The organism is Exiguobacterium sp. s91 (assembly GCF_018618915.1).
GTDB lineage: Bacteria > Bacillota > Bacilli > Exiguobacteriales > Exiguobacteriaceae > Exiguobacterium_A > Exiguobacterium_A abrahamii.
This window is the reverse complement of sequence record NZ_JACSMZ010000001.1, coordinates 1540260-1565859: the sequence shown is the minus strand read 5'-3', so window position 1 is coordinate 1565859 and position 25600 is coordinate 1540260. Positions and strand designations below refer to the sequence as shown.

The following is a 25600-nucleotide window of genomic DNA, read 5'->3' as shown; positions in this document are numbered from 1 at the left end:
TCATGAAGAAAATTTTAGTGGTATGTGGAAACGGACTTGGATCAAGTTTCATCATGGAACTTAACGTTAAAAAGGCACTTGAACAAATGGGGAAACAAGCAGATGTTTCTCATACGGATCTCTCGACTGCACAAACGGAACCGGCTGATATTTATTTAGGTGCAAAAGACATCATTATTTCGCTCGACAACGGCACTCGTGACATTGTTGCTCTTGAAAATGTCATGAATATCGAAGACATTAAGGCACAACTTAGTACGAGACTTTAACTAACAACACATAACAGAAGGGGGGACTGACCTTGCTTGATTTACTTATGCGAGATATTTTAGGGACACCAGCAATTTTGCTCGGTATATTTGCTCTTGTTGGATTACTGTTGCAAAAAAAGGATATTGCGACAGTTGTTTCGGGGACACTGAAGACAATCATGGGCTTTATCATTATTGGAGCAGGAGCCGGTGTTATCATCGCAGCACTCGAAATCTTTAGTAAAATGTTCGATCACGCATTCAGCATTCGGGGAATCATTCCAAATAACGAAGCAATCGTAGCAGTTGCTCAAGATGCATTTGGTGTAGAGACGGCAATGATCATGGTGTTCGGAATGGTCATGAACATTGTTTTGGCTCGATTTACACCATTCAAGTACATCTTCTTGACTGGACATCATACGTTATTCATGGCGAGTTTACTTGCGGCAATACTTTCAGTTTCCGGATTGAGTGGCGTTCTATTAGTTGTTGTAGGTTCGGTTCTACTGGGATTATGTATGGTTCTTTTTCCAGCTCTCTTGCAACCTTTCGTTCGACAAATCACTGGTTCTGATGACTTTGCAGTCGGCCACTTTGGTTCCCTTGGATACTTTATTTCTGGAACGATTGGTAAATATGCAGGAAATAAAGAACACTCAACTGAGCAAATTAAGGTGCCCAAACAACTAGGCTTCTTAAGAGATACATCCGTTGCCGTTTCTTTGACGATGACATTACTTTTTGTTGTCGTTGCTCTGTTTGCTGGACCAGGATTTATTGAAAAAGAATTATCGAGTGGTTCGAACTATATCGTCTTCTCCATCATTCAAGCCATTACGTTCGCAGCAGGAGTCTATATCGTACTTGCCGGTGTTCGGATGTTAATTTCTGAAATCGTACCAGCGTTTAAAGGAATTGCGGATAAACTAGTTCCAAATGCCAAACCGGCGCTAGATTGCCCGACAGTTTTCCCATTCGCACCAAACGCGGTCATCATCGGCTTCCTATCCAGTTTTGTCGCTGGATTGATTTCAATGTTCTTCTTACCTTTACTCGGATTATCAATCATCGTGCCTGGATTAGTACCACACTTCTTCACGGGTGCTGCTGCTGGCGTATTCGGTAATGCGACTGGTGGAAGACGAGGTGCAATACTTGGCTCATTTGCAAATGGTATTCTGATTAGCTTTTTACCGGCATTCCTCTTACCACTGCTCGGCAATCTCGGATTCGAAGGGACGACATTCGGGGATTCTGACTTTGCGTTCGTCGGTATTTTGATCAGTTGGATTGTTTCTCTATTCAGCTAAACGGGTTCCATTGCATCTTATTTCGTTATAAAAAGTTGTGCGTTTCATTTCTAGTTACACTAAAAGACCTGACGCTTCTGAATCCCTTCAGAAACGATCAGGTCTTTTTAGTTGCCATTAAGTCGATAAACGATCCGAATGATGTCCTTTTTCGGAAGCTCGGGGTATTTGAGGCATAACTGTTCAACGCAGGACACAGGATCGGTATCTTCTAACAAGCGGATGGCGTCTTGGACGATTGGATCATGTTGTACGTTGTCTTCAGAAGACGGAACAGTCGAATCGCTCGATTGATGAATCAGGTAAAACAATACCGTATGTACAGATACCAGCACGACTTTTGTCGCGAGAGAAATCGTGATCGACGCAACGTAGAGGTCCATCCAAAGTAAGACGCTCAAACTGACGGAACCGTTCACGACAGCAAACAGTATGTTCGAGAGGCGACGCTTAAACAGTCCACCGAGCGCACGCATCATCCCGTCGAATACGATGCTGACGACCAGGCTAGCGAGATAGAAACATACGAGAAACACCAGACAACCAACGAACGAATCGTAGGACACATCTCCGACGTAGAAAATCAGTCCATCGATCATCAGTAAAGGGAGCACTAAGAGCAGACTGAGCAACACAAGCGAGACGGAGGAAACCAGTCGTGACATCCTATCATCCTTTCCGTGCAAATGATTTCGTTAAACAAGAAACGCAGCATCCAAACTAGGATACCGCTTAACACAGCTGATTACAATTATTAACAAAAAAGAAGCGTACACAGAATGTTACTCAGTTATGCGTGGAAATCCTGTCAAAAAGCGTCTTTAGGTCCAGTTAACATCTGGATTATCCATTGACAATCCTTACCTTTCCCTCTTACAATTGAAAATGATTATCAATACAAGTTGGGAGTTCTGCCTACCATGAACGTTAACCGTAAAAAATTACTGATTTCTACTGTCTCGATCCTGTCTTTGACATCATTATTGATCGGCTGCTCGAACCCGGGCGAGTCGACAGGAGAGCGAAAAGATAAAGATACATTGACGCTCGCGTGGCCACGCGACGTCGGAACGATGAACCCGCACGTCTACAACCCATCACAACTGTTCGCACAGTCGATGATCTATGAGCCACTCGTCCACTACGGAGAAGGCGGAAAGCTCGAGCCATACTTAGCCTCGTCTTGGAAGATTTCTGAAGACGGAAAAACGTATACGTTCACGCTCCGTGACGGCGTCAAGTTCTCGGACGGTTCGACGTTCGACGCAGCGATCGTCAAAAAGAACTTTGACGCGATCGTCAAACAAAAAGCCTTACATAGCTGGCTCGGCTTCATCACGAAAATCGAGAAGACAGAAGCTGTCGATGCGAAGACGTTCCGCCTGACATTATCCGAAGCCTATTACCCGACGATTCAGGAACTCGCGGTCGTCCGCCCGGTCCGTTTCCTCGGAGAAGCGGGATTCCCGGAAAACGGCGATACGTCGAAGGGTGTCAAAAAAGAAGTCGGGACAGGTCCCTGGATGCTCGACGAATACAAACCGGATCAGTATGCGACGTTTAAGGTCAATAAGAACTATTGGGGTCCGAAGCCGAACATCGATCACATCAAGGTCGACATCATCCCGGATGCGGAAACACGTGTCTTAGCACTCGAAAAAGGACAAGTTGATCTGATTTACGGTGAAGGGGCGATCAGCATCGATGCCTTCAACCAGTTGAAGACGGATAAATCCTACAAGACAGAGATGTCCGAACCAGTCGCGACGCGTCTTCTCGTCTTGAATACGAAAAATAAGCGTCTGTCTGACGAACGCGTCCGCCAGGCGCTCCAGCACGGGTTTGATAAAGCCGCTCTCGTCGAAGGGATCACGTCGGGAATAGAAGCACCAGCTGACTACCTGTTGCCACCGAACATGCCGTACACGTCGAACCTAAAAGTGAAGCAACGAGATTATGACGTCAAGGAAGCGAATCGTCTCCTAGATGAAGCAGGTTGGAAACTGCCGAAAGGTGAAACGATCCGCGTCAAGGATGGTCAACCGCTGCAAATCGGGATGATGTATGATGCGGCAGAGCAGGTCCAAAAGGCGATGGCCGAAACACTCCAGTCGGAATGGTCGAAAATCGGCGTCGAGCTGAAGACAGAAGCCGTTGAACTGCCGGATCAAGTTCAGCGCTTTAAAGACAACCGATTTGACATCAACTTCTACAGCAACTTCGGTGCACCGTATGATCCGCATACGTTCGTGAACCTGATTGATACGGATGGCTTCGGCTTCAAAGAAGCGATTTCGGCTTATCCGAATAAAGAACAACTGTTGCAAGAGATCAAAGATGTCTTAAAAACGACAGACGAGACGAAGCGTCAGAAGATGTACGCCGACATTCTGCCATCACTCCAAGATCAAGGGGCATTGATTCCGATCTCGTACTTGAAGAAGATGGCGGTCTATCAGTCGGACGTGACGAACTTCCAGTTCCCGGCGAACCGGGATGAGAGTCCATTTGCCCGGATCGGCATTAAGTAAAGGAGGGATGACATGGGGGTCTTCCTCGTCAAACGCATATTATCCGTCATCCCGATCTTGTTACTTGCTGTCTTGATTCTGACAGGGTTGATTCATTTGTCACCGGTTGATCCGGCACAGGCCTATCTGTCCGCTGCTCATATCCAACCGACGGATGAACTACTCGCTGCCAAACGAGCAGAATTCGGACTCGATCAACCGTTCTATCAACAATACTTCGATGCCGTCATCCGCCTGGCGCAGCTCGATTTCGGCTCATCGTATCTTTCCGGAAAACCGGTCCTAGAAGATGTCTTGCTCCGCTTACCACCAACGGTCGAGCTGGCAGTGACAAGTCTACTGCTCGCACTCGTCATCAGTATCCCGCTCGGGTTCCTTGCCGGGATCAAGAAGAATGGATTCTTTGATCATCTCAGTCGGGCAATCGCCTTCATCGGGGCTTCAATCCCGTCGTTTTGGCTCGGATATCTATTTATCTTCTTCTTTGCCGTCCAGCTGGATTGGTTTCCGGTCGGTGGGACGGGAAGTGTGATGCACTTGATCTTACCGGCATTGACACTCGCCTTTCCGTTGATCGCCCTGTATACGCGATTGCTGCGCGGTAGTGTGATCGAAGCGTTGAATGAACCGTATGTCTTATTTGCCCGGACACGCGGATTGAAGGAAGGACGGATTCTTGGGAAACACGTCCTTCGGATGGCGATTCCGCCGATGATCACGGGTCTTGGGATGAACCTTGGGAAGTTGCTGACGGGAACGATCATCGTCGAGACCGTCTTCTCGTGGCCAGGATTCGGTCGCTACTTCATTGAAGCAATCTTTGATCGGGATATGCCGGTCATCCAAGGCTACGTCTTTCTCGCGGCACTCGTCTTCATCGGTAGCAGTTTGCTCGTCGACATCATTCAAGCCGTGCTCGATCCACGCCTAGCGAAAAAAGGAGGGACGGTATGAATACTCCACTTCCAGCAACAATGATCCGGTCGCGGTATACACCGCTTCTTTATCTTTGTGCATTCGTCTTAATCGGGATGGCAGGCATTGCTTTGTTCGCACCATGGATCGCGCCGCATGATCCGAACCTCGTCGACTTGACGCAAAAGCTTCATGGTCCGTCGTCAGCCTATCCGCTCGGAACCGACCAGCTCGGACGCTGTCTCTTATCGCGCTTGATTTACGGCGCGCGGATCTCACTCGGTTGCGCCGTGTTGATTTTCATCGCCTCACTTGCGATCGGACTGTTCGTCGGAACACTAGCCGGCTATCGTGGTGGCTGGATCGATCAACTCTTGATGCGCCTGTGTGACGGTGTGATGGCATTTCCGAGTCTGATTCTCGTCCTCGGTCTCGTCGGTATCTTCGGTCCAGGTCTCAAGCAAGTCATCATCGCCTTGATGCTCGTCCAGTGGGTCTACTACGCGCGGATGTTCCGCGGAATGGTCATGACGTTGAAGACGGAAGCGTTCATCGCCGCTGCTCGTGTCAACGGTTCGTCTTCGTGGAAGATCATTCGGACGCATATTCTGCCGAACATCTTACCACCGCTGCTCGTCATCGGGACGCTTGAGATGGGCTGGGCGATCATGGATATCTCGGCGATGTCGTTCCTCGGTCTTGGTGTCCAGTCACCGACAGCCGAGTGGGGGGCGATGATTCACGAAGGAAAATCGTACATCCGGACGAATCCGGAATTGATGATTTATCCGGGACTTGCGATCATGCTCGTCATCATCAGCTTTAACCTAGTAGGAGAACAGTTAGCAGAACGATTCGGTGTGTCAAAAACGATGAAATGAGAGGAGGTGCCCGTATCGAACCGATCTTAGCTGTCGACGGTCTGACCGTCCGTACGAAACAACAAGTGACACTGATTGAAGAGGTATCATTCTCGATTCAACCTGGTCGGATCCTCGGTCTTGTCGGAGAGAGTGGTTGTGGGAAGACGGTGACGAGTCTCGCTTTGATGCGTCTGCTCAATCCGCAGACGACAGACGTCACCGGTGACATCCAACTGAATGGCAGATCAATCATGTCTCTATCCGAACGAACCGTCCGAACGATTCGAGGCGGTGAGATTGCGTTCATCATGCAAAATCCGATGAGTGCCTTCACACCGGTCTATTCGATCGGGCACCAGTTGATCGAGACGATTCAGACCCATTCACGTTGTTCGAAACGTGAAGCGAAACAACAAGCGATGACGGCACTCGAAGAAGTCAATCTGACGGATGCCGCCCGATTGCTCAAAGCTTATCCATTCGAACTGAGTGGGGGGATGTTGCAACGGATCATGATCGCCTTAGCCGTTGCCCTGCGCCCAAGCGTCTTGATTGCCGACGAACCGACGACGGCACTCGATGTCTTCAATCAGAAGACGGTTCTTGAATTACTCGAACGGATGCGGGCGACTTACGGAACGGCGATGTTACTCATCTCGCATGATCTAGGTGTGATCGCTGAACTTGCAGACGATGTCCTCGTCATGCAGCAAGGACGGATCGTTGAGCAAGCAGATGTTTTTGAATTGTTTGATCGACCGCAACATCCGTATACACAGTCACTTCTTGCACAGCATCTAGGAAGGGAGGCGTTCGGATGAGTTTACTACAGATCGATCAAGTCTCACACGTCTATAAACGCCGGTTTCGACCAGCACAGACCGTCTTACATGATGTGTCGTTGACGCTTGAAGCGGGACGCTGTCTCGGATTGCTCGGGTCGAGTGGTGCCGGGAAAAGTACGCTCGGACGATTGTTGCTCGGACTCGAACGCCCGTCAAGCGGTACGATCTGGTTCAACGGTATCGACCGGCATGCGACAAAACGACCATTTCAAGGTGACGTCCAAGTCGTCTTTCAGGATTCCTTCGCTGCGGTCAATCCGAAGCTGACGGCTGCCGATATCATCGCCGAACCGCTTGATAACTTCATTCGTTTAAAGGGTGAAGCACGGCAACAGCGTCTCGTCACGCTTATCGAACAAGTCGGGCTCAAGGCGACGGATCTGACAAAATATCCGGCGCAGTTCAGTGGCGGGCAACTGCAGCGAATCGCGATTGCGCGAGCGATTGCTGCTGAACCACGTCTGATCGTTTTAGACGAAGCAGTCAGTAGCCTCGACATGGTCAACAAACGATTGATTCTTGCATTGCTAGCTGACTTGAAGCGGCTACACGGTCTAACATATGTCTTCATCACCCATGACATTAAAGCTGCCGAGCAACTTTGCGACAGCTTCGCGATCTTAGAGCAGGGACGTCTCGTCGGGCACTACCCGAGTTTAGTTGCGTTCGATGCTGCGACGGATCCTGCCGTCGAACGGATGCGCCAAGCAAAACTTGCCGTGCATCCAAGGCAACGAACGATTCGAAAGACACAAGCAAACAAAGGATAACGGACGGCTGAACGGCTCCGTTATCCTTTTTGTGTTGTAGCGGTGGATCAATAAGCCGTTTTTCGGAACCGAAGTGCTGACCAGCCGAGTGTGAGAAGAATCCAAATGAGACAAGAAGCGACACCGATTAGATGGGACGAAGAAAAAAACGACGTGTGCGATGGAAGCGACAGTAGCGCACCAGGCATAAAGAATAGAATGTCTGGCATTAGCGAAGGAAGTGCGACGAGTAGCAAGGAAACGACGAGCGACAGGATGCCGATCGGAACGGCGCGTTGCAAAAAGGTGCTGATCAGAAGTGTCAGACTGACGACGAATAACGTCCAAAGACTAAAATCGAGAATGATGCGAAGTGCAAGCATCGGTGAGAGAGATCCGAACCAATAGACGGTCAAACTATAGGACGTGAGTGCGCCGATCAGAATCCCGAATAGACTAATCATCCCGTGACTGAACCATTTCGACAGCAGATAGATATTTCGCGAGACGGGACGCGTCAGAATGAAATCCTGCATGCCAGTTTGTCGGTCTGAAGCAAGCAATCCCATGAAGCTCATGATCAGGACAATCAAGCCGAGCTGATTGAACTGTCCGTGGATCGTTGCGCTGAAGACGTCAAGCGGTTGCGGAGTAGGACGATTCGGATCAACGATGATTCCGTCTGCATTTCCGACGTGTGCGAGCAAGACATCCATGTACATCAACAGTAATGGTTGTGTCACCCCGAGGGCAATGAAGAACAGCGGTAACCAAACGATCTTCCATTCTTTCCATGCTTCCAACCACTCGGTCCATGTCAGCGTATAAAAGGTCCTCATACGTCTGCCACCATGTCGAGGAACCGTTCCTCGAGTCCGATCGGTTGATAGGCAATCGAAGCAATCGACCATCCTAGCTGAATCAGAGTAGTCGCTAACTGCGAGAGATCAAGCGGCTGCTGCGCGGAGAACTGATAGCAGCACGGGTTGATTCGATCAATCTCGACTCGTGGAAATAGTGTCGCAGAAAAAGACGGGGCAGCTGTAAGCGTCTCGACTTGAATCCGATATTGATCCACGTTGCGTTGATTGTCGAGTGGACCTAACAATTTTCCGTGTTTAATGACGAGGAAGCGATCGCAACACGTCTTTGCGTCTTCTAAGAGGTGCGTTGAGACGATGATCGTCATCCGTTTCTTTAAGCGGAGGATCAATTGATTGATATCATGTCGACCACTCGGATCAAGGGCGGAAGCCGGTTCGTCGAGAATCAAAAATATCGGTTCATGTAAGATGGCTTGGGCGATTCCGAGACGTTGGCGCATCCCGCCGGACAAGCGTTCGATGACTTCTGTTTGTTGATCGTGGAGTCCAACTTCATTTAGAACGTCCGGAATCCGCTTATTTAACGTTGCGCGATCGAGACCTGACAAGCGACCGAAAAAACGTAATGATTGTTCGCACGTCATCCAAGGCTTAAAGTCGGTCTGTTGTGATAAGTAGCCGATCGATTGCTGCTGTTGACGGATGGAGCGCGAAGACATCGTGATCGAACCACGGTCACTCTCGATCATGCCGCTCAGACATTTCAGGAGTGTCGTCTTTCCGGCACCATTCGGACCAATCAGTCCAAGACATTCATGTTCGTGAATCGTAAAGGAAATATCGTCTAAGATAAGACGTCGTTGAAGTGAAAGCTGGAGATGAGAAATCTGAATCATGCTGTCATCCTCCTTCCGAGGACGAAGTAGAGAATCGAGCCAATCGGCTGGACGAGGAGAATAATCAATAACCAAGTAGTCGGTGTCGCGATCCGGTCCTTCCGTCTAAACCAATCGATACAGGCGCAGCTGAGTAGAATCAGGTTGATGGAGATGTAAATCAATAATAGGGGCAGGAATTGTTCCCAGTTGATTTGTGATAAGGCAGAGAAATCTGTGTTCATAAAAAACCCTCCTTTTCTATTACCATTATCAATAATGAAAATAGAAAAGTCAATGCCATAGACGAATCATCGTTAGTTCTCAATCAGTTAGAGCTATGATAAACTTCTCTTATCAAAATTTTCCAAATGCGATTTGAATCAAATAGTTTAAATGAAAAACGAACTATCAAACGAATCATGATTTTAAGGAGGCTTATATGCAGATTTATCAATTCAAAAAAGAGGTTGGTAAGAAGATCACGAAATTTGATTCGAACTTTGTGATGTCACGGATCATGCAGACGGAAAAAGTGACGCATATCGGATGCATCCATTTAGAGAAGGATGGCGTGGTCGGTTATCACCAGGCTGTCGTGCCGCAACTTCTATTAATTGTAGAGGGTGAGGGCTTTGTAAGAGGGGAAACGGATGACTACATAAATGTTCAGTGTGGGGAAGCCGTGTTTTGGAAACAAGGAGAATGGCACGAAACGAAGACGGATACGGGTTTAACAGCGATCGTGATCGAAAGTGAGTCACTGGATACGTCATCTCTCGTTTCCGTATGACGAAACTAAGTGGGATACATAAAGAAGTTGACTCAAAAAAAGAATGATTCGCTTTCTCACGCCCTTTCCTCAGGCGAGACACAAGCCAGTTTTCCTGCTTCATTCAAGCAGGAAAGCGGGTCTTGTTTGTCTCTGACAGCGCAAAAATGCGCTTTTCCTGTAGGAGTGGCGTGTAAAGCGTCATTCTTTTTATCTTTGTCGAGACTAGAGTTTGCGTCAGCCTCTACTCTGATTCCGTACACCGTTTTTCTAATTCTTCGAGACATAGATGTAACCGAACAGTTATCATTTCTCGATTCCCCATCTGTTGCGTTGTTTTAAGATTGAGATGAGGATGATTTAGAATGTCGTAGTGCTCATAAGCTTCTTGCAATACCCATAATGTATAATCATCCAGTATCCGTCGAGTTTGAGTGGTGAGTTCGTCTCCAACCACGTTAGAGCAATATCCGCTTATGAATCCATCAGCTATTTTGTTAAGAACATAACTTTTTTCTTGATATGCTTGATTTATGTATCGTGGAGCATTTGAGAAGGCTGGTAACAAAAAATTGTAACAAAAAACAAAGTAAGCTGCATATTTCAAATCAAAGTCCAATCTTGGAAACGGGTCAATGATTGCAATGTGTTTATCACTTAAAATTAAATTTTCTGGTGTTACATCTTGATTCACGAGCGAGATCTTTTGAACCTGAGTTCGTCTATTTTCAATTAAAGCATGAATATGCTGACTGACTTTTTCTTTATCAAAGCAAAGATTAGAGTGAATGAGAGCATTTAAGGCGGTTAAGACGTGTTCATTTTCTTCCAGCCATAATTCATCCTCGTTTCTTAAATCACTACCTTGTAAAGTTTCCACTTGCCAGTGCAGTTCCCCGAAACCAACAATAGAGGTTTTCTGGTTGTGTATACGATGAAAAATTTGTCCTAATTTCGTACCGTAAGAATGGGCTTTATTCTGATCGAGTAACAATAAATCTGTTCCACGACCCATGAACGTTTCTACTGTAAATACTGTGTCATCTTCAATAAAATACTGATAAAAGTCAGGACAGACATTTTGGTCACTTGTATTGGCATGTAAATAGTAAGCTTTCGTAGACTCATACTCTGTAGTCAGCTCTTGTTTATCAATCTGTTGCAACTCCCCATAAGCTTCATTCTTTTTTATGCGAATCACAAGGTCTTGATCATCTACTCTCTTTAACTTATATACAGTGTGCCAAGCTCCTTCACCAATCTTTAGAATCTGTTCTGCTTTTACGTTCAACGTATCCAGCACAATTGCATCAAGATTTTCTTTGATCCGTTTCATGGGGTCTATTTTCTCTCCCTCGCAATGTTGTCTCGTTTCATTTTGGTGAAAATACGCTTCTAGAAACGGAGCGTGTTTAGGGCAAGATGACGAGTGAGACGGTCCGTTCAGTTGCCTGGTCTTCTGTCTCTAGGTGATGATATTTTTCGAGCAGTGTCCGCATGTCCTGTTGAAAATCATTGAAGGTTTCATCCGTCAGGTGCAATTTCGCGATCGAGAACGTCGAGTGGTCCTGACCATGCGTTTGAACGGTCTGTTCGAAGTACGTCTGGTACTGCTGCAAGACATACATGAAGTAGAACGAGACGAAGTTCACTTTTTCATCGTACGTCGCACTGTTCCAGTCTGCTTCGCTGATTTGATAACCGCTCGTGTTCAAGGCATAGATTTTTTCCTCGACTTTTCCGACGCGCTGGACGGCGACGATTTTCAACAACTGATCGTCCATCATCGCATTGACTTGCCGGTATAAGGTCGACTGCGGTACATCCGTTAAACGTTGATTCAGTTGCATGATTGATAAGCCGTCTTCGCGATCAATCAATTCGAGTGCAATCTTAAAACGGACATGATTTTTGAATAAGTTAAAGTTCACGACGTGTTCCACTCCTTCGTTCAATCGATTCTAAAACTATCTTATCATGCTTTTGGGAACATTCTTAAAAATGATAATGAAAAAAGAGGAAATAAAAAGTGAATAGGGAATAGTCTATAATGACACTAATTGGTAAAGGAGCGTTTATTATGAAAGATTCAAACTATCGCTATGGTACATATGCACTCATTACAAGCTTTTTCTTATTTTTCTTTGTTCAGATGTTCCGAGCATATGTGGAATTATCACCGGAATTTGCTGGCGAAGCACTTGAAGAATATCACTTGATGTACTTCCCAATCATTGCTTTAGTCGTCGGACTCGTCCTATTCATCAACGGCTGGTGGAAATCGACGGAAGCGCAGCAGAAAGCCTTATCGAATACAGAGCAAAAATAATATATGCACATCAAAAGACCGACAACGAATTTTCGTTGCCGGTCTTTATTGTTTCATATGCCTTATTTCGCAAAACGCTTAATCGCGAAAGGTCCGATCGGTTCAGTCGTCGATCGTTGCATGATCAATTCACTGAGTACTTTTCCGACTAAGCTGCTGAACTTGAACCCGTGACCGGAGAAGCCGGCGGCGATTGCGATATGCGGATAGTCCGGATGCAAATCGATGATGAAGTCCTCGTCTGGCGTCATCGTATAGAGACACGGTTTGCCGTGAGTTAAAGTATCGATCGAGGGCATGAACGTATTCGTGAACTGTCGTAAATCAGCCAGATCACCCGTCTCTTGACCGAATGGACGGCGTGGTTGATTTGGATCAACGGGAATGCCACCGTCGTGACGTCCGATTTTCAGGCCGGTTTGAGCAATGCTTGGAAAACCGTAATAATAACCGGCGGGTGTATCAAAGGCGAAGGCAGGGAACACCGTGTCGTTAAATACCTCTTCCGCTGCTTCGAACCAGGCGAACGTCTTGCGGACCGGGCGTAGCGGTAAGGAGAGTCCAGTCTGTTCTAGTAACGGACCAGACCAGGCACCGGCTGCGACGATCAACGCGTCAGCCGAATAGGTGTCTGATCCGACTGTCACGTCAACGCCAGTGGCGTGGGCAGTAAGCGTCGTCACTTTCGCATTCGTCCGGATGTCGACGCCGTTCGCGACAGCAAGATCGCGATACGCTTCAATACAATCCTCGCACTTCAACACACCGGACGTCGGTTCAAAACAACCGATATACTCGTCGGGCATCGTTAAGCCGGACCAGCGCGTTCTCATTTCCTCAGCCGTCAGAATCTCAAGCGGTAGATTGTATTGCGCTGCACTCCTAATGATCGTCTGCATCGCATGGGACGAGCGGTGACCGGCGTTCAAGACTCCGGTGTTTAGAAAAAGATTTCGACCGCTGATTTGTTCCAACTCGTACCATAAGCGTTGCGCGGCTAACGCCAGTGGCACATAAGCTTCTCCTTCACCGTACGCATGGCGAATGATCCGAGTCTCCCCGTGATGGCTCGCCTGATCATGCGGCGGATTATGGGCGTCTAGTAGTAAGATGTTTTGATCGGTTCGTGAGAGATAGTAGCCGGCTGCCATCCCCATGGATCCGGCACCGACGATGATGACATCATAATGGGACATCTGGTTCGACTCCTTCATATGTAAGTTCACACCAGTATAGAGTGAGAACTAGAAAAGAACAAATGAAAGATTAAATCTCGAATCGACGGGTTTCTTGTTCTAAGTGTTCTGTCCGCTCGTTCAAATTGCCGACGAGCGTATGCAACGTCGTGATCGTCGCGATCATCTGTTCAGATGAAGCGGCAACTTCCTCGTTACTTGCCGTGTGTTCTTCCGCGACAGCAGCAATTTCCGTCAAGGCATTACGAATGAACCGTTCTGCCTGCAAGACGTCTTCCATCTGTTGGGTCATCTGCTGTGTTGCCGTTGAGACGTGCGTGACTTGATCCGTCAACCGTTCGAACGTCGTATCTGTATCGAGAACGATCTGTTCACCGGCTGCTGTTGCTTCGACCGTCGTCTTGAAGCTATGTTGCATCTGCTGCGCACTGGCTTCAATCGACGTGACGATTGTTGCGATCTCACTGACACTGCTAGCGACGTGGCTTGAGAGATTCTTGACCTCGGTCGCAACGACAGCGAATCCTTTTCCTTGTTCACCAGCTCGTGCCGCTTCAATCGCGGCATTAAGGGCGAGTAGATTCGTCTGCTCGGAGATACCGCGGATGATACCGACGAGCGTTTGGATATCCGATGATTGCTGTTTCAGTAAATCAATCTGTTCAGCAGACTGCGTGACGTGCTGATGAATGTGGCGCATCTGTTCGACGGAAGCGAACATTTGATCCCGTCCGACTCGTGTCAGTGTTGCCATCTGCTCCGTCGTTCCTTGAATTTCGACACCAGACTGATTCGTCGTCTCGATCAATGCTGCGAACCGATTCATCTCGTCATTCAACGAAAGCGTGACTTGCGTCTGACTTTCTGTTCCGGTCGCGATTTCCGACATCGTATGAGCGATTTGTTCGGAACCGTCGAGTACTTCTGATGTACTTTGATCAATCGATTGACTCGTTGTCGAGACGAGAGTGGCTGTCTGTTTGATATCAACGATCATCGTCCGTAACATCTCGTTCATATCACGAATCGAGATCGCAAGCGCATAGATTTCGTCTCTCGAAGCAATCGTCAAATCGGTCAACGTCTGTTTTGCCTGATCCAGTCGTCCCTCGGCAATCAAGGCAGCGACTTTCTGTAACGTCTCGAGCGGACGTAATTTTCGACCGAGTACGATGTAGAGCAAGACGAGTGTGATCGTTAACAGAAGAAGTAAAAGTCCAATGAAAATCGGTGCATTTTGTTTTAATATTTCTGTTGTGAGGGCATCGATTTCTTTCGCAGCGATGTCGACGCCAAGAATTCCGATGATTTGACCAGACGCATCCTTTAACGGAACGTAGACACTCATATACTGTCCATATACAGGATCATCAATGATGTCCGTTGCGTGTGTTCCACCATTTAATACGTCCTTCATATCAGCGACTTTTGCGCCACTCGCCGGTTCATTAATCTTTGCGGCATCTTTCTTCGGAAGACCGTCAATCAGCAAACGGACCTTGTTTTGGTCGATGCGTGCTGTGTATGTATACAAGAGTCCGTTTTGTTTACGTAAGGTATCAAGTTGATTCCGTAGGGTTTCATACTGCTCGGACGCGACAGGCGATTGTAGGAATTCGCTATAAGCCACTGTGTCGAATGTTTTGCTGATGCGAAGCGCGTCCTTTTCGGCGGTCGCTTTCAGCGTTGAGACTGCAGTTTGTTTCGTATTGAAGTATAAGGCCAGACTACTAAAAACAAAAAAGGCAATCAAAATCAAACTAATCATTACTAAAAGACGTGTTCGGATGGAATGGTTCTTGGTTGTGTTTTTCACATGCAACCGTCCTTTCAACTCATATTTTCTATCTGTAATTCATTTATCGGTCGTTAAAATACATATTAAACAGGACCTTTTGACGATTTTTTTATAAAAGGTCGTAAGAAAAACCGTTTTTTCTTAAAAAAGGATTTATTAAGAATGATTCAGGGCACATATTAGATAGAAAAAAATACAAGTTGAGGGAAGAGGGATTGAGATGGAAAGTGAAGTCGATCATCGAATCAAGGCAAGACATGTATATGAAAATGAATTACGAAGACACGCGGTCAGCACAAAAAAAACCACATTTCGATTGATGACATGTCTACGTTGCCAATCGAAGATTCTGTTGAAACAGGGACATCAGGATAGCCATCAATGTGACGCGAACTAAAAAATCCCGCTCTTAGGAGCGAGATTGAACAAAGTTTTAGGTAGGAAAAGCAACGGCTAGAATGACAAAAACAATCATGAGCACTTGTTTTTCGGTCGTTCACGTTAGGATTTCATAGGCAACACATAGCGTAATAATAATTGTTGGATACAGGCAAGTAGCGTTCCGATTGTCAACGGAGCAAGAATCAAACCGATTCCGATGATAATCAGACCAGGCGCGTCGTCAATCTGACCAATATAGAAAAAGACGGGAAAGAGACATGCCGTTAAAATGGCGACGATATAAAAAGACAATTTCATCGATTGAATGGAAGCTGTGATGAGCGGAAAAGCCGGAGGAGCCATCGACATATATCGAAGGATGCGGAGCGCATGGAATAAAATCAAAAGAGTCGGGATGAAGATAAGGTATGCGGTCAATAGAACACTGTAGCCAGGTCGCTCGAGTAACAAGTTTTTCGTGATACCATGCCAGACAAGTGGGATACCAAGACCAGCTAAACCGAACAGACTGAAGATGATACCGAAGACGATAAAACGTAAAAACCGAACTTGCCAGACGAAATGATTCACGATATCAACTCCTTTCGAGGCAACAAACGTTTCTTTTAGTATACTGCATCCCCCGAGAGGCAAGTAGAAAATTCAAGTGAAGAGGCAACCGCACTTTAAAATAGTGTCATGAAGATGAAATAGATTAAGGAAATGGAGGTCACGTGATGAAACGAGAGCAACATGTCACGCCGCATCCAAAAGGTGGCTATCAAGTGAAAGCTGCCGGTGCGACTCGAGCAACCAAACGATTCGCTACACAGAAAGAAGCGATTGCAGAAGGGCGTCGCATTGCGAAAAGTCAGAAGACAGAGCTCGTCATTCATAACAAAGAAGGGCAGATTCGGGAAAAAGATTCCTACGGACATGATCCATTTCCACCACGAGGTTGAGCCATCATATACGACACGTTCTGATCATGAGAGCGTGTCTTTTTAATGATTTTTATGTCAAAAGTTTTTGACATGATGATGGAAGTTCATTACAGTAGAGATGTAAAAAGAATTTGACACGTCGTGGAGGAATGAACATGAGAAACCACATCAAGGAGCGACGTCTAGCGGCAAAATTATCGCAACAAGAACTGGCTGATCGTTGTCAGGTCAGTCGGCAGACGATTAATGCGATTGAAAACAACAAGTATGATCCGACTTTACAATTAGCGTTTAATATCGCCAAAGTCTTGCATACACAAGTCGATCATCTGTTCATTTCAGAACAGGAGGAATGGGATGTCTAAGAAAAAAACGGGCTTATTTTTAGTAACGCTCGTGATAGTGGCGAGTCTTACCATCATTAGTATGATCATCGAAAACAACGTAACGTTCTTCTCGATTGTTCAATTGGCGATTTTGTTGATCATGTTCTTCTCGTATTTTACGTGGGCACGATCAGGAGAAGACGAGCGTCCTGTGCCAGAAGATGAACTCGGCAAAAAGATTACGACGGAAAGCGGCCTCGTTAGCTACAAAATCCTGATTGTCCTGATTTTTGGATTCATCTGTCTCGATTACTTTTTACATGAATCAGCGAATCTGTTATTGATCGTCTTGTTCGCGATCGGACTGACACTGTTGCCGATCATTGAATTCCTAAAGGCACGATTCTATCGATGAAAAGGAATGGCAGTCGATCTTCTGCAACGGATGTTAGATACATTACTGGGAGAGACGACTCGTGTAATAGTGCAAGTGCCAATTAACAGCGATTTTTTATGGAGGAAGGGAATCACCGTGACGGAATTAGAGTACCGATTAAGGAAACATATTGCCGAGATGGATTTCGAGAAAGCAGCGAAACTATTTTTAGAGTTAACAAAAGAAGAGCAATCCAACATGGTCCTGAGTGCAGGGTTTGATACGTTTCATCTCACAATATATGCCTTTATGAATTATTTACTCCAACAGCATGAATCAAGCGAGATACATGATTTGACGTCTTCATTAATGTTACATCCACTTTGCCATCTCGAGGGAGCTTGCGTAATCGCTTTGTTCCATGCAAAAAAAGCAGTAGAATTAGATCCTGATAACATCGAATGGTATATCAATTTGTTGATGTTTGAAAAGCATCCCGATGCCTGGTTTGCGCAATCAGAAGTAGAAGAAGTCTACCGACGGATCAAAGACTTAGAGTCGAAGAACCTGAAGTGAGATTTTAGACAGACCAATCACTCCGTAAGATCGAGTACATATACAAATCATCGAATTGACCACGTGTTTTCTCATATTGACGAAGCAACCCTTCGCGTTGAAAACCAAGCCGTTCAAGCAATCGTTGTGAAGCGGAATTCTCTGGTAAGACGAGTGCTTCAATACGATTTAAAGAGAGCTCCTCAAACCCATATGTGATGACTGCAAGCGCTGCTTCCTTCGCGATGCCTTGTCCCTGATAGGCAGGGCTCAACTCAAACCCAAGTTCTGCCCGCTGATGGCGTGCCGACTGATTCAAGAAACCGCAACTGCCGATGATGACATCGTCTTCTTGTAACGTGATCCCGAACCGGATGCCCGTGCCATCGCGACGAATCGAAGCGTACCAATCAATCTCTTCGAGCGCGTCTGTTTCCGATTGAAAGGCGTCGAGTCCCATCTGTTTGACGACTTGTTCGTCTGATAAATAGGCGAGGACACTCGTAGCATCTTCGGGTAACACTTCGCGTAAGACGAGACGGTCTGTTTTAAGCGTTGGGAAAGTATGTAACATTCAAAAAACTCCTTTGCAATAAAATGTAAAAAGATGTTGTGAAGTCTTTAAGTCATATGGTAAGATTCTCCACAACAAGAGCATATCATTTCGTTGACGAGAAAGAGTAATGATTGTCCCTCTGCCTTACAGAAAACCGGGATTGCTGAGAACCGGTAGCCAGATCAATCATGAAGATCCTCTCTGAGAAGTCACGCTGAACCATTCAGTAAGCGTGACCGGGTGTCCACCGTTACATGGAATGCACATGATAGTGTGCAACTAAGTGCTGTCGAGAATAACCATTCTCGACGGAATATGGGTGGTATCGCGGTGAAGTCCGTCCCTGTCAAAGGGGGCGGACTTTTTTGTATTCTCTTAGTTACCGACAAAGGAGCGAACAAGAGATGACGTCACAAAACCAAGCAGAAACCGTACAACAACGCGAAGCGCGTCTTCGAAACAGATGGAAACAAGATCAGGTCTTCGCACGATCGATCGAGCAACGCACGGAAGCGGATTTCGTATTCTACGAAGGACCGCCGACCGCGAACGGCTTACCCCACGTCGGTCATGCACTCGGACGAACCGTCAAGGATACCGTCGCCCGCTATAAGACGATGCAAGGATTCCGGGTCGAACGAAAAGCCGGCTGGGATACACATGGACTACCGGTCGAACTCGGGGTCGAGAAACAACTCGGCATCTCCGGCAAACAAGCGATCGAAGACTATGGTGTCGAAGCATTCATCGCACGCTGTAAGGAAAGTGTCTTCTCCTATGAAACACAGTGGCGTGCCTTCACGGAAAAACTCGGCTACTGGGTCGACATGGATGATCCTTACGTGACGATGGAGGACGAGTATATCGAGAGCGTCTGGCATATCCTTGGGACGATCCATGACAAAGGCTGGTTGACGAAAGGACATCGTGTATCACCGTATTGTCCGAGCTGTCAGACGTCACTCAGTTCCCATGAAGTCGCGCAAGGTTATCAGGACGTAACGGACTTATCGGCGACGGTCAAACTTCCGATCGTCGACATGGAGCAGACATTTCTGCTTGCGTGGACGACGACACCTTGGACGTTACCGGCAAACGTCGCGGTGGCGGTTCATCCGGAATTGACGTACGTCACGGTAGCGTTTGAAGGAGAGCGATTCATTGTCGCAAAAGCGTTAGTCGCTGAACTGTTCTCAGAATCCGTCGAGGTCGTATCCGAACAGCTCGGTGCGGAACTCGTTGGCTTGCGTTATGAACCACCGTTTGATTTCGTGACGCCGGAGAATGGTCACACGGTCGTCGGGGCGTCCTTTGTCCAAGCGACGAGTGGAACCGGACTTGTCCATCTTGCTCCAGCGTATGGGGAAGAGGATTACCGGGTCATCCGGGAAAACGGACTGTCATTCGTTAATGTCGTCGATGCTGCTGGGTGTTACACGGACGCCGTTCCACCACTCGTTGGTCGATTCGTCAAAGAGTCAGACGTCGCGATCATCCAGCTGCTCGCTGAACGGGGACGCTTGTTTGCGAAAAAACGCTATACGCACAGTTATCCGCATTGTTGGCGATGTGACTCGCCACTGCTCTATTACGCACAAGACAACTGGTTCATCGAGACGACGGCCGTCAAGGAACAACTCCTTGCGAACAATGCGTCTGTGACGTGGTATCCCGACCACGTCAAGGAAGGGCGGTTCGGGAAGTTTCTTGAGCAACTCGTCGACTGGAACATCAGTCGTAATCGCTACTGGGGCACACCACTGAACGTCTGGGAGTGTGAAGCGTGTGACACGACGTTCGTTCCAAAAAACAAGGCTGACTTGTTGCACCGGACGACGACAGCGACGGAATCCGTCGAGTTGCATAAACCATACGTCGATGCGTTATCGGTCTCGTGTCCGACGTGTCAGGGAGTGATGCACCGGACACCAGAAGTCATCGATGTCTGGTTTGATAGCGGAGCGATGCCGTTCGCGCAACAGCATTATCCGTCACGGACGCAGACGCTTAACCGGTATCCAGCCGATGTCGTCATCGAAGGCATTGATCAGACGCGGGGCTGGTTCTACAGCTTGCAAGCGATCTCGACACTCTTCACGGGACAGCCTGCCTATAAGCGTGTCCTCGCACTCGGTCACGTCCTTGATGAGAACGGGCAGAAGATGTCGAAGAGTCGTGGGAATGCCCTCGATCCGGTGGCGTTAATCGAAGCATATGGTGCTGATAGCCTGCGCTGGGCGCTACTCGTCGACAGCAGTCCGTGGAGTGCGAAACGGTTTGCTGAGCGGATCGTCCAAGAAGCAAAATCAAAACTAGTCGATACGCTGGATCATGCCGTTCAGTTTTATCTGACGTATGCCAAGCTAGACGGATTTGATGGCTCACGTCCGCAAAAACGGACGCGTCTCGACGAATGGTTGCTCTCGCGTGTCCATCAGACGACGCAAGACGTGACGGATGCGATGGACGATTATCAATTGACTCAAGCAGCACGGAGTCTTGCGCAACTCGTCGATGAGATCAGTAACTGGTACATCCGCCGTTCTCGGGAACGTTTCTGGCAAGCTGACTGGTCGCAAGAGAAACAAGCCGCGTACAAGACGCTTCACTTCGCACTTTCGACGACGGCACGACTACTCGCTCCGTTCACGCCGTACCTTGCTGATGATGTCTATCAGCGATTAACAGGAATGAGCGTACATGTAGCGGATTATCCGGTTGCCGATCAATCGATGCTCCGACCTGATCTGGAATACGAAATGGCACAGGTTGTCTCTGTCGTCGAGTTAGGACGACAAGTACGTAATACGCACGCTTTAAAAGTCAAACAACCGCTTGCTAGCTTAGGCGTCCAATCGAGTGAAACCTTTTCGTGGTCGGACTATACGGCAATCATCCAAGAGGAACTGAATGTAAAAGACGTCCAAATCGTTCCGACGACGCAAGCGACGACACGGTTCCGTCTTAAACTGAACTTCCGCGCAGCCGGAGCGAAATTCGCACAGCAAGCGAACGCGATCCACCAATGGCTACAACAATTGTCTGCACAGGAGACTTCCGACTTGCTTGAGACAGGAAGATTAATCTACCGGACCACATCAGGCGATGAAGTCGAGGTGCGTCAAGCGGACGTCATCGTCGAACCAATCGTCAAGACGGGTTTTGCTGCTGCGACGAATGGTGGACTCACCGTGACGCTCGATACGCGGATCACGGAAGCACTGGAGCAGGAACGCTGGATGCGGGAGCTCGTCCGCTATATCCAGTCGGAACGAAAGGCACAAGCGTTATCGCGGGACGCTCGAATCGATCTCGTCTTGTCGGTCGATATGACGTTCCAACCGATCGTCGAGACGTTTGAGCCTTTGTTATTCAAACACCTTGCCTTATCCTCCGTGCGAACTGAACCGCTACAGGGAGCAGGGGATGTTCAGCTAGGCAAACGCGATGTCGGTGTCTCGTTCACACCAACGAAAGAATATTGTTAAGGAGAAGAGCATGATTGCATTAGAAACATTAAAAGGTCGACTCGTCGACGGTTTGTTAGAGGTCCAAAAAGAAGAAGGATATGTTGCCCGAGAACGTTTCATCTTTAACCGAGGGGCGACGGACGAACAGCTCGCGCTGTTACCTGCGTGGACGGCAGACGACTATCAGGCGTTCTTGCGTCAACATAACGGGGCGAAGCTGTTTCAGCACGAAACGTTATCCTACAACGATGGATTCGAACTCTTTTCGATCGAGGATTGCCTGACGTATAGCGAGATTTGGGAATGTCCCGAAAACTTCTTAGCGATCGGCGCAGGACCAGACGGGGAGTGGATCGTCTACGAGATGAATCGCCCGGCAGGAAATCGGATCTGGAGTGGGGAATTTCTTAATTTCGAGGAATGGGAAGAAGACACAATGCCGTTTGGCTTCGAGCGATGGCTCGACTACTTGATCGTCGCGCAAGGCACGCAATTTTGGGAATGGTTCCGGTAAGAGAGGAAGAGGTTCAGTGGACATTCAATTAAAGGTAGCGTCTCTTACAGACGCTCCGAAGCTTCACACGCTTCAACTCGAAGCGTTTTCAGAGACGCTCGAGCGGTATCAGGATTTTGCAACGAATCCGGCGAACGAATCGATCGATCGTGTCATTCACCGGATCACGCATCCAAGTAGTACGTTTCATCAAATCATCGTCGACGATGTCGTCGTCGGCGGGATTTGTGTCGTTGCGAAAGCACCGAGTCGCTACGCGATCAGTCCGATGTTCTTAGATCCAGCCCGTCAAGGTGAAGGGATCGCCCAACGCGCATTACAGCTCGTTGAATCAGCTTATCCGACTGCAACGACATGGGAACTGCGGACGATTCGTGAAGAGACACGTAACTGTTATTTCTATGAGAAGATGGGCTATCGATTGACCGGTGTCAGTCAACCACTCAACGAACGGGCGACACTCGTTTCCTATCAAAAATCGGTTTCGGAATGAGCGGGTTTTGTCGGAAGGAAAAACCACCACAGATTCGTCAAAAGAGCGGCAAGAACGGCAAAATTAAACAGATAAAGGCAAAAGAAGAAGACGAACTCGCCGATGTCCTCAAGGTTAGCTAACGGATTATCGACCAGGTATGATTCGTGACTAACGCCGAAGATGAACAAAGGAAAGAAGACATAGAAGTATCGTTTCCAAAAGAATGACGCACGACTTGTTTGAGACATAAGAGCACCTCCTGAAGGAATGGCACGCTTCTTCTGACCGGAAGAAGCGTGTGTTCGTTTACGATAAGGATGGTGTACCGACGACTTCGACGTGGCGCGTGACCGTATCAAACAGACGTGTCCGCGTATCGTTATGAGACAACAGCAACGGCTCACCGGTCTCGTCATAGATGAAGGCAATCGGAATCGAAAAACCACAGTTGCGGTACGAACCATCGGCATGACTTGTTCCGATTATGAGCGCTTGTTGCGCCTGACTGATGATGCGCGCTTCACCGGACCACTCAACGTACTGTTCCTCGCTGAACATGCCGACGCCAATCGGGTTGAAGATGAGATCAAGTCCGGATTCCTCGCGTAGTCCGTCGTTTCCTAAGAAGATTTCGCGACAGAGGACGTATCCATAGCGGAACGACCCGTCGTTTGCTGTTGATGGTGTAAAAAGCGGTCCAGCTTCTGGAGTTTTGGAGCGATCAAGCAGAATCGTCCCGGTCGCATCGATGATGACAGCGCGATCGAGATTCGCTTCATCTTTGTAACCGAGAACGATTGCTGTTTTGAACTGTTTAGCAAGATGTTGCACGCGTTCGAGTTCTGCGACCGTACAATAGCCTTCCGGGTAGACAATCAGATCGACTTCAGGATAAGCGGCGATTTCACGTTCGAATTGTTCGAGTCCGGTCTCGCGTTTTGGTTGAGCGATTAATAATTTCATCAAAACATCCTCTCAGGCATGAATATATCTGAAAAATCAGACTTTATACTCGTTATGATTTTACCATTAGTGGTAAAATAAAGCATATCGCTTTTTGATAAATTTTACTGCAAATGAAGGAAGGTCATCAGCATGAACATTTCAAAAACCATTCTTGTGACACGCCATCTACAGGCAATGAAGGCTTTTTACATAAACCAGATTGGATTCCCGCTCGTTTCGGAAACGAACGACTCGTTTACGATGCAAATCGGTACCGATCAGCTGACATATCAACAGACGGACGATGTTGATACGCAATACCATATGGCGTTCAACATTCCGGAAAATGTCTTCCAACAAGGAAAAGCGTGGCTCGTAGAACGGACACCACTCTTGATCGAAGACGGACAGGATGAGATTTATTTTGACTTCACGGATTCGCATTCCTGTTACTTTTATGACCCGGATGAGAACGTCTTGGAACTGATCGCGCGGCATCAAATCAATCCATCTAAAGCGGAACTGACGTTTGATGTATCCGACATCCTCGGAATCGGTGAGATGAGTCTGACGGTGAAAGATGTGCTTGAAGTCGGTGAGCAGTTAGCGGAGATTGGCGTTCTCGAACGACGGGAACGTCCGCTCAATGGCGCGTCACTCAACTTCCTCGGACCGGTCGCGGATGGAACGCATATCTTGCTCGTCCCGGAAGGACGGACATGGTTGTTCTCACCGAAGACGGCGAAGATCAGTTCGATCGAGATGGAACTCGACGGCAGACATCGGGTTCGGATGGACGCAGCGGGTGTATGGCATCAGAGTACCGTTTCTTCATAATTCATTATTCTAAAAAAGTGAGGGAAGTAAGATGAACAAAGCGGTGAATGCGAGTATCGCGTTCGGATTATTGTTGTTCGTATGTGGTTTCTTTTTTCTGTTTGGCTATTTGACCCGGTCAATGCCGATTCAGCAAGGCGGTGACCCGGTCATCTTACCGGTCGCAGCACTCCTCGTTCTCCTACCGTTCGTGATCCGTGAAGGCATGCGCGTTTTGACGTATGTTACGTTGACACGTCGACAGGTCGGCGTACTCATCTTACTTGCAATCAGTGGAATCATACTTAGTAGTTGGATTGAGGTGCAACAGAATGTTGCCGTAATCGATTTCCGTTCCCTCTTTACGATTCATACGTACGTACTGTTCGTTTCGGGCATCATCTTGTTATGTCTTCTATTGACGGGACTCAAACGGATGCGCGTCCGAACGAAAGTGATTTAAATGGAAAAGGACTGAATGACATGGGATATATCACAGAATTACGCAAACTCGTCGGCACACGACCACTCGTCATGGCAGGGGCGTGTGTCATCGTCGTCAACGATAAACAAGAAGTCTTATTACAACTTCGGCAAGATAATGGTTGCTGGGGACTCGCTGGTGGAGCGCTTGAGATCGGGGAAACGCTCGTAGAGACGGCAAAACGAGAATTAAGGGAAGAGACCGGTCTTGAAGCAGAGCACCTCGAATTATTGAACGTCTATTCGGGTGATGCGTTTTACTATAAGTATCCGCACGGGGATGAAGTCTATAATGTCATCTCAGCATTTCTGTGTACGGCTTATACGGGTGAAATCGTTCGGGATCCGTCAGAAGTCGCGGAATTACGCTTTTTCGCTATCGATCAGCTACCAGAAAAACTCAATCCACCGGAACGACCGATCTTGATGGAGTTTGTTCAAAAACAACAGACAGCGCATCACGTCTCCATTTGAAGCAAAGGGTAAAACAAAAATCTT

The 25600-nt window shown here is 47.6% G+C and carries 31 protein-coding genes and 1 other annotated feature; of the genes, 19 read left to right on the top strand and 12 right to left on the bottom strand.

Going from position 1 to position 25600, the window contains the following annotated elements; translation table 11 throughout:
- Nucleotides 1-2 precede the first annotated feature (2 nt).
- Nucleotides 3-269 carry a PTS sugar transporter subunit IIB gene (locus KNQ06_RS08200; RefSeq protein WP_058705306.1) on the top strand — a complete coding sequence of 89 codons (267 nt, stop codon included), beginning with the start codon at nucleotides 3-5 and terminating at the stop codon, nucleotides 267-269.
- A gap of 32 nt (nucleotides 270-301) precedes the next feature.
- Nucleotides 302-1564, top strand: a complete 1263-nt coding sequence (locus KNQ06_RS08195; protein ID WP_047395867.1) for a PTS ascorbate transporter subunit IIC — start codon at nucleotides 302-304, stop codon at nucleotides 1562-1564.
- Nucleotides 1565-1671: 107 nt separating this feature from the next.
- Here KNQ06_RS08195 and KNQ06_RS08190 read toward each other — a convergent pair whose 3' ends face one another.
- Complete coding sequence (locus KNQ06_RS08190) at nucleotides 1672-2229, bottom strand: hypothetical protein (RefSeq protein WP_215147905.1); 558 nt, start codon at nucleotides 2227-2229, stop codon at nucleotides 1672-1674.
- Between the two features lie 255 nt (nucleotides 2230-2484).
- Between KNQ06_RS08190 and nikA the strand changes: the two genes are divergently transcribed.
- Genes nikA through KNQ06_RS08165 form a run of 5 tightly spaced genes read left to right on the top strand, consistent with a single transcriptional unit; the run spans nucleotide 2485 to nucleotide 7488 of the window.
- On the top strand, nucleotides 2485-4095 hold the full coding sequence (nikA, locus tag KNQ06_RS08185) for a nickel ABC transporter substrate-binding protein (protein WP_215147903.1): 1611 nt from the start codon (nucleotides 2485-2487) through the stop codon (nucleotides 4093-4095).
- Between the two features lie 12 nt (nucleotides 4096-4107).
- Nucleotides 4108-5049: a nickel ABC transporter permease gene (gene nikB / locus KNQ06_RS08180; protein ID WP_215084445.1), complete on the top strand. Its 942-nt coding sequence runs from the start codon at nucleotides 4108-4110 to the stop codon at nucleotides 5047-5049.
- Nucleotides 5046-5891 carry a nickel ABC transporter permease subunit NikC gene (nikC, locus tag KNQ06_RS08175; RefSeq protein WP_483299327.1) on the top strand — a complete coding sequence of 282 codons (846 nt, stop codon included), beginning with the start codon at nucleotides 5046-5048 and terminating at the stop codon, nucleotides 5889-5891. The genes nikB and nikC overlap by 4 nt, the downstream gene beginning before the upstream one ends.
- Entirely contained in the window at nucleotides 5888-6694 is an 807-nt protein-coding gene (locus KNQ06_RS08170; RefSeq protein ID WP_215084444.1) for an ABC transporter ATP-binding protein, read from the top strand. Before nikC ends, KNQ06_RS08170 begins: the two co-directional genes overlap by 4 nt.
- Nucleotides 6691-7488: an ATP-binding cassette domain-containing protein gene (locus tag KNQ06_RS08165; protein ID WP_149427168.1), complete on the top strand. Its 798-nt coding sequence runs from the start codon at nucleotides 6691-6693 to the stop codon at nucleotides 7486-7488. Before KNQ06_RS08170 ends, KNQ06_RS08165 begins: the two co-directional genes overlap by 4 nt.
- A gap of 47 nt (nucleotides 7489-7535) precedes the next feature.
- Here the strand turns inward: KNQ06_RS08165 and KNQ06_RS08160 are convergent, their stop codons facing one another.
- From KNQ06_RS08160 to KNQ06_RS08150, 3 genes are read right to left on the bottom strand one after another with little or no spacing between them, the layout of a single operon-like run.
- Complete coding sequence (locus KNQ06_RS08160; protein ID WP_149427169.1) at nucleotides 7536-8306, bottom strand: ABC transporter permease; 771 nt, start codon at nucleotides 8304-8306, stop codon at nucleotides 7536-7538.
- A complete protein-coding gene (locus tag KNQ06_RS08155; protein ID WP_149427170.1) occupies nucleotides 8303-9187 on the bottom strand; it encodes an ABC transporter ATP-binding protein in 885 nt (294 codons plus the stop codon). Before KNQ06_RS08155 ends, KNQ06_RS08160 begins: the two co-directional genes overlap by 4 nt.
- A complete protein-coding gene (locus KNQ06_RS08150; RefSeq protein WP_064300069.1) occupies nucleotides 9184-9411 on the bottom strand; it encodes a PLDc N-terminal domain-containing protein in 228 nt (75 codons plus the stop codon). Before KNQ06_RS08150 ends, KNQ06_RS08155 begins: the two co-directional genes overlap by 4 nt.
- A 197-nt stretch (nucleotides 9412-9608) precedes the next feature.
- On the opposite strand from KNQ06_RS08150, the gene KNQ06_RS08145 reads away from it, so the two are divergent.
- A complete protein-coding gene (locus KNQ06_RS08145; protein ID WP_064300068.1) occupies nucleotides 9609-9959 on the top strand; it encodes a hypothetical protein in 351 nt (116 codons plus the stop codon).
- Between the two features lie 223 nt (nucleotides 9960-10182).
- Here KNQ06_RS08145 and KNQ06_RS08140 read toward each other — a convergent pair whose 3' ends face one another.
- Nucleotides 10183-11274 (bottom strand): hypothetical protein, encoded by a 1092-nt coding sequence (locus KNQ06_RS08140; RefSeq protein WP_215147901.1) that lies wholly within the window; start codon nucleotides 11272-11274, stop codon nucleotides 10183-10185.
- Between the two features lie 76 nt (nucleotides 11275-11350).
- Nucleotides 11351-11869: a transcriptional regulator gene (locus KNQ06_RS08135; protein ID WP_214804666.1), complete on the bottom strand. Its 519-nt coding sequence runs from the start codon at nucleotides 11867-11869 to the stop codon at nucleotides 11351-11353.
- Nucleotides 11870-12018: 149 nt separating this feature from the next.
- Between KNQ06_RS08135 and KNQ06_RS08130 the strand changes: the two genes are divergently transcribed.
- Nucleotides 12019-12267 (top strand): hypothetical protein, encoded by a 249-nt coding sequence (locus KNQ06_RS08130; protein ID WP_231681812.1) that lies wholly within the window; start codon nucleotides 12019-12021, stop codon nucleotides 12265-12267.
- A gap of 62 nt (nucleotides 12268-12329) precedes the next feature.
- On the opposite strand, the gene solA is transcribed toward KNQ06_RS08130, so the two are convergent.
- From solA to KNQ06_RS17005, 3 genes are all read right to left on the bottom strand, one after another.
- Complete coding sequence (solA, locus tag KNQ06_RS08125; RefSeq protein WP_214769570.1) at nucleotides 12330-13463, bottom strand: N-methyl-L-tryptophan oxidase; 1134 nt, start codon at nucleotides 13461-13463, stop codon at nucleotides 12330-12332.
- A 70-nt stretch (nucleotides 13464-13533) separates the two neighbouring features.
- Nucleotides 13534-15279 (bottom strand): methyl-accepting chemotaxis protein, encoded by a 1746-nt coding sequence (locus KNQ06_RS08120; protein ID WP_353049192.1) that lies wholly within the window; start codon nucleotides 15277-15279, stop codon nucleotides 13534-13536.
- Between the two features lie 483 nt (nucleotides 15280-15762).
- Nucleotides 15763-16233, bottom strand: a complete 471-nt coding sequence (locus KNQ06_RS17005; protein ID WP_133208171.1) for a DUF2975 domain-containing protein — start codon at nucleotides 16231-16233, stop codon at nucleotides 15763-15765.
- A gap of 146 nt (nucleotides 16234-16379) precedes the next feature.
- Here KNQ06_RS17005 and KNQ06_RS08110 point away from each other — a divergent pair, with 146 nt between their 5' ends.
- From KNQ06_RS08110 to KNQ06_RS08095, 4 genes are all read left to right on the top strand, one after another.
- Nucleotides 16380-16604, top strand: coding sequence for a DUF2188 domain-containing protein (locus tag KNQ06_RS08110; RefSeq protein WP_029341445.1), 225 nt, complete (start codon nucleotides 16380-16382; stop codon nucleotides 16602-16604).
- 137 nt (nucleotides 16605-16741) lie between these two features.
- Nucleotides 16742-16951, top strand: coding sequence for a helix-turn-helix transcriptional regulator (locus KNQ06_RS08105; RefSeq protein WP_215147900.1), 210 nt, complete (start codon nucleotides 16742-16744; stop codon nucleotides 16949-16951).
- Nucleotides 16944-17327, top strand: coding sequence for a DUF2178 domain-containing protein (locus KNQ06_RS08100; protein WP_215147899.1), 384 nt, complete (start codon nucleotides 16944-16946; stop codon nucleotides 17325-17327). Before KNQ06_RS08105 ends, KNQ06_RS08100 begins: the two co-directional genes overlap by 8 nt.
- A 6-nt stretch (nucleotides 17328-17333) precedes the next feature.
- Nucleotides 17334-17864, top strand: coding sequence for a hypothetical protein (locus KNQ06_RS08095; RefSeq protein ID WP_215147898.1), 531 nt, complete (start codon nucleotides 17334-17336; stop codon nucleotides 17862-17864).
- A gap of 4 nt (nucleotides 17865-17868) precedes the next feature.
- On the opposite strand, the gene KNQ06_RS08090 is transcribed toward KNQ06_RS08095, so the two are convergent.
- Entirely contained in the window at nucleotides 17869-18417 is a 549-nt protein-coding gene (locus KNQ06_RS08090) for a GNAT family N-acetyltransferase (RefSeq protein WP_215147897.1), read from the bottom strand.
- Nucleotides 18418-18501: 84 nt separating this feature from the next.
- Nucleotides 18502-18747, top strand: a binding site (T-box leader).
- Between the two features lie 56 nt (nucleotides 18748-18803).
- Here KNQ06_RS08090 and ileS point away from each other — a divergent pair.
- From ileS to KNQ06_RS17000, 3 genes are read left to right on the top strand one after another with little or no spacing between them, the layout of a single operon-like run.
- Nucleotides 18804-21887 (top strand): isoleucine--tRNA ligase, encoded by a 3084-nt coding sequence (ileS, locus tag KNQ06_RS08085; protein WP_215147896.1) that lies wholly within the window; start codon nucleotides 18804-18806, stop codon nucleotides 21885-21887.
- A gap of 10 nt (nucleotides 21888-21897) precedes the next feature.
- Nucleotides 21898-22383, top strand: a complete 486-nt coding sequence (locus tag KNQ06_RS08080; RefSeq protein WP_215147895.1) for an SMI1/KNR4 family protein — start codon at nucleotides 21898-21900, stop codon at nucleotides 22381-22383.
- Between the two features lie 16 nt (nucleotides 22384-22399).
- Nucleotides 22400-22876 carry a GNAT family N-acetyltransferase gene (locus tag KNQ06_RS17000; RefSeq protein ID WP_215147894.1) on the top strand — a complete coding sequence of 159 codons (477 nt, stop codon included), beginning with the start codon at nucleotides 22400-22402 and terminating at the stop codon, nucleotides 22874-22876.
- Here KNQ06_RS17000 and KNQ06_RS08070 read toward each other — a convergent pair.
- Together KNQ06_RS08070 and KNQ06_RS08065 are read right to left on the bottom strand one after the other, a co-directional pair.
- Entirely contained in the window at nucleotides 22855-23106 is a 252-nt protein-coding gene (locus tag KNQ06_RS08070) for a hypothetical protein (protein WP_215147892.1), read from the bottom strand. The two genes, KNQ06_RS17000 and KNQ06_RS08070, sit on opposite strands and share 22 nt — an antisense overlap.
- Before the next feature lie 58 nt (nucleotides 23107-23164).
- Nucleotides 23165-23821, bottom strand: coding sequence for a carbon-nitrogen hydrolase family protein (locus KNQ06_RS08065; protein WP_215147890.1), 657 nt, complete (start codon nucleotides 23819-23821; stop codon nucleotides 23165-23167).
- 132 nt (nucleotides 23822-23953) lie between these two features.
- Here KNQ06_RS08065 and KNQ06_RS08060 point away from each other — a divergent pair, with 132 nt between their 5' ends.
- The 3 genes from KNQ06_RS08060 to KNQ06_RS08050 are packed head-to-tail and all read left to right on the top strand — an operon-like array spanning nucleotide 23954 to nucleotide 25576.
- Nucleotides 23954-24640 (top strand): glyoxalase, encoded by a 687-nt coding sequence (locus KNQ06_RS08060; protein WP_215147888.1) that lies wholly within the window; start codon nucleotides 23954-23956, stop codon nucleotides 24638-24640.
- Between the two features lie 31 nt (nucleotides 24641-24671).
- The gene (locus KNQ06_RS08055; protein ID WP_215147886.1) at nucleotides 24672-25082 is read left to right on the top strand and encodes a hypothetical protein; all 411 of its coding nucleotides are present in this window, start codon (nucleotides 24672-24674) and stop codon (nucleotides 25080-25082) included.
- Between the two features lie 20 nt (nucleotides 25083-25102).
- The gene (locus tag KNQ06_RS08050) at nucleotides 25103-25576 is read left to right on the top strand and encodes an NUDIX hydrolase (RefSeq protein ID WP_064300054.1); all 474 of its coding nucleotides are present in this window, start codon (nucleotides 25103-25105) and stop codon (nucleotides 25574-25576) included.
- Nucleotides 25577-25600 lie beyond the last annotated feature (24 nt).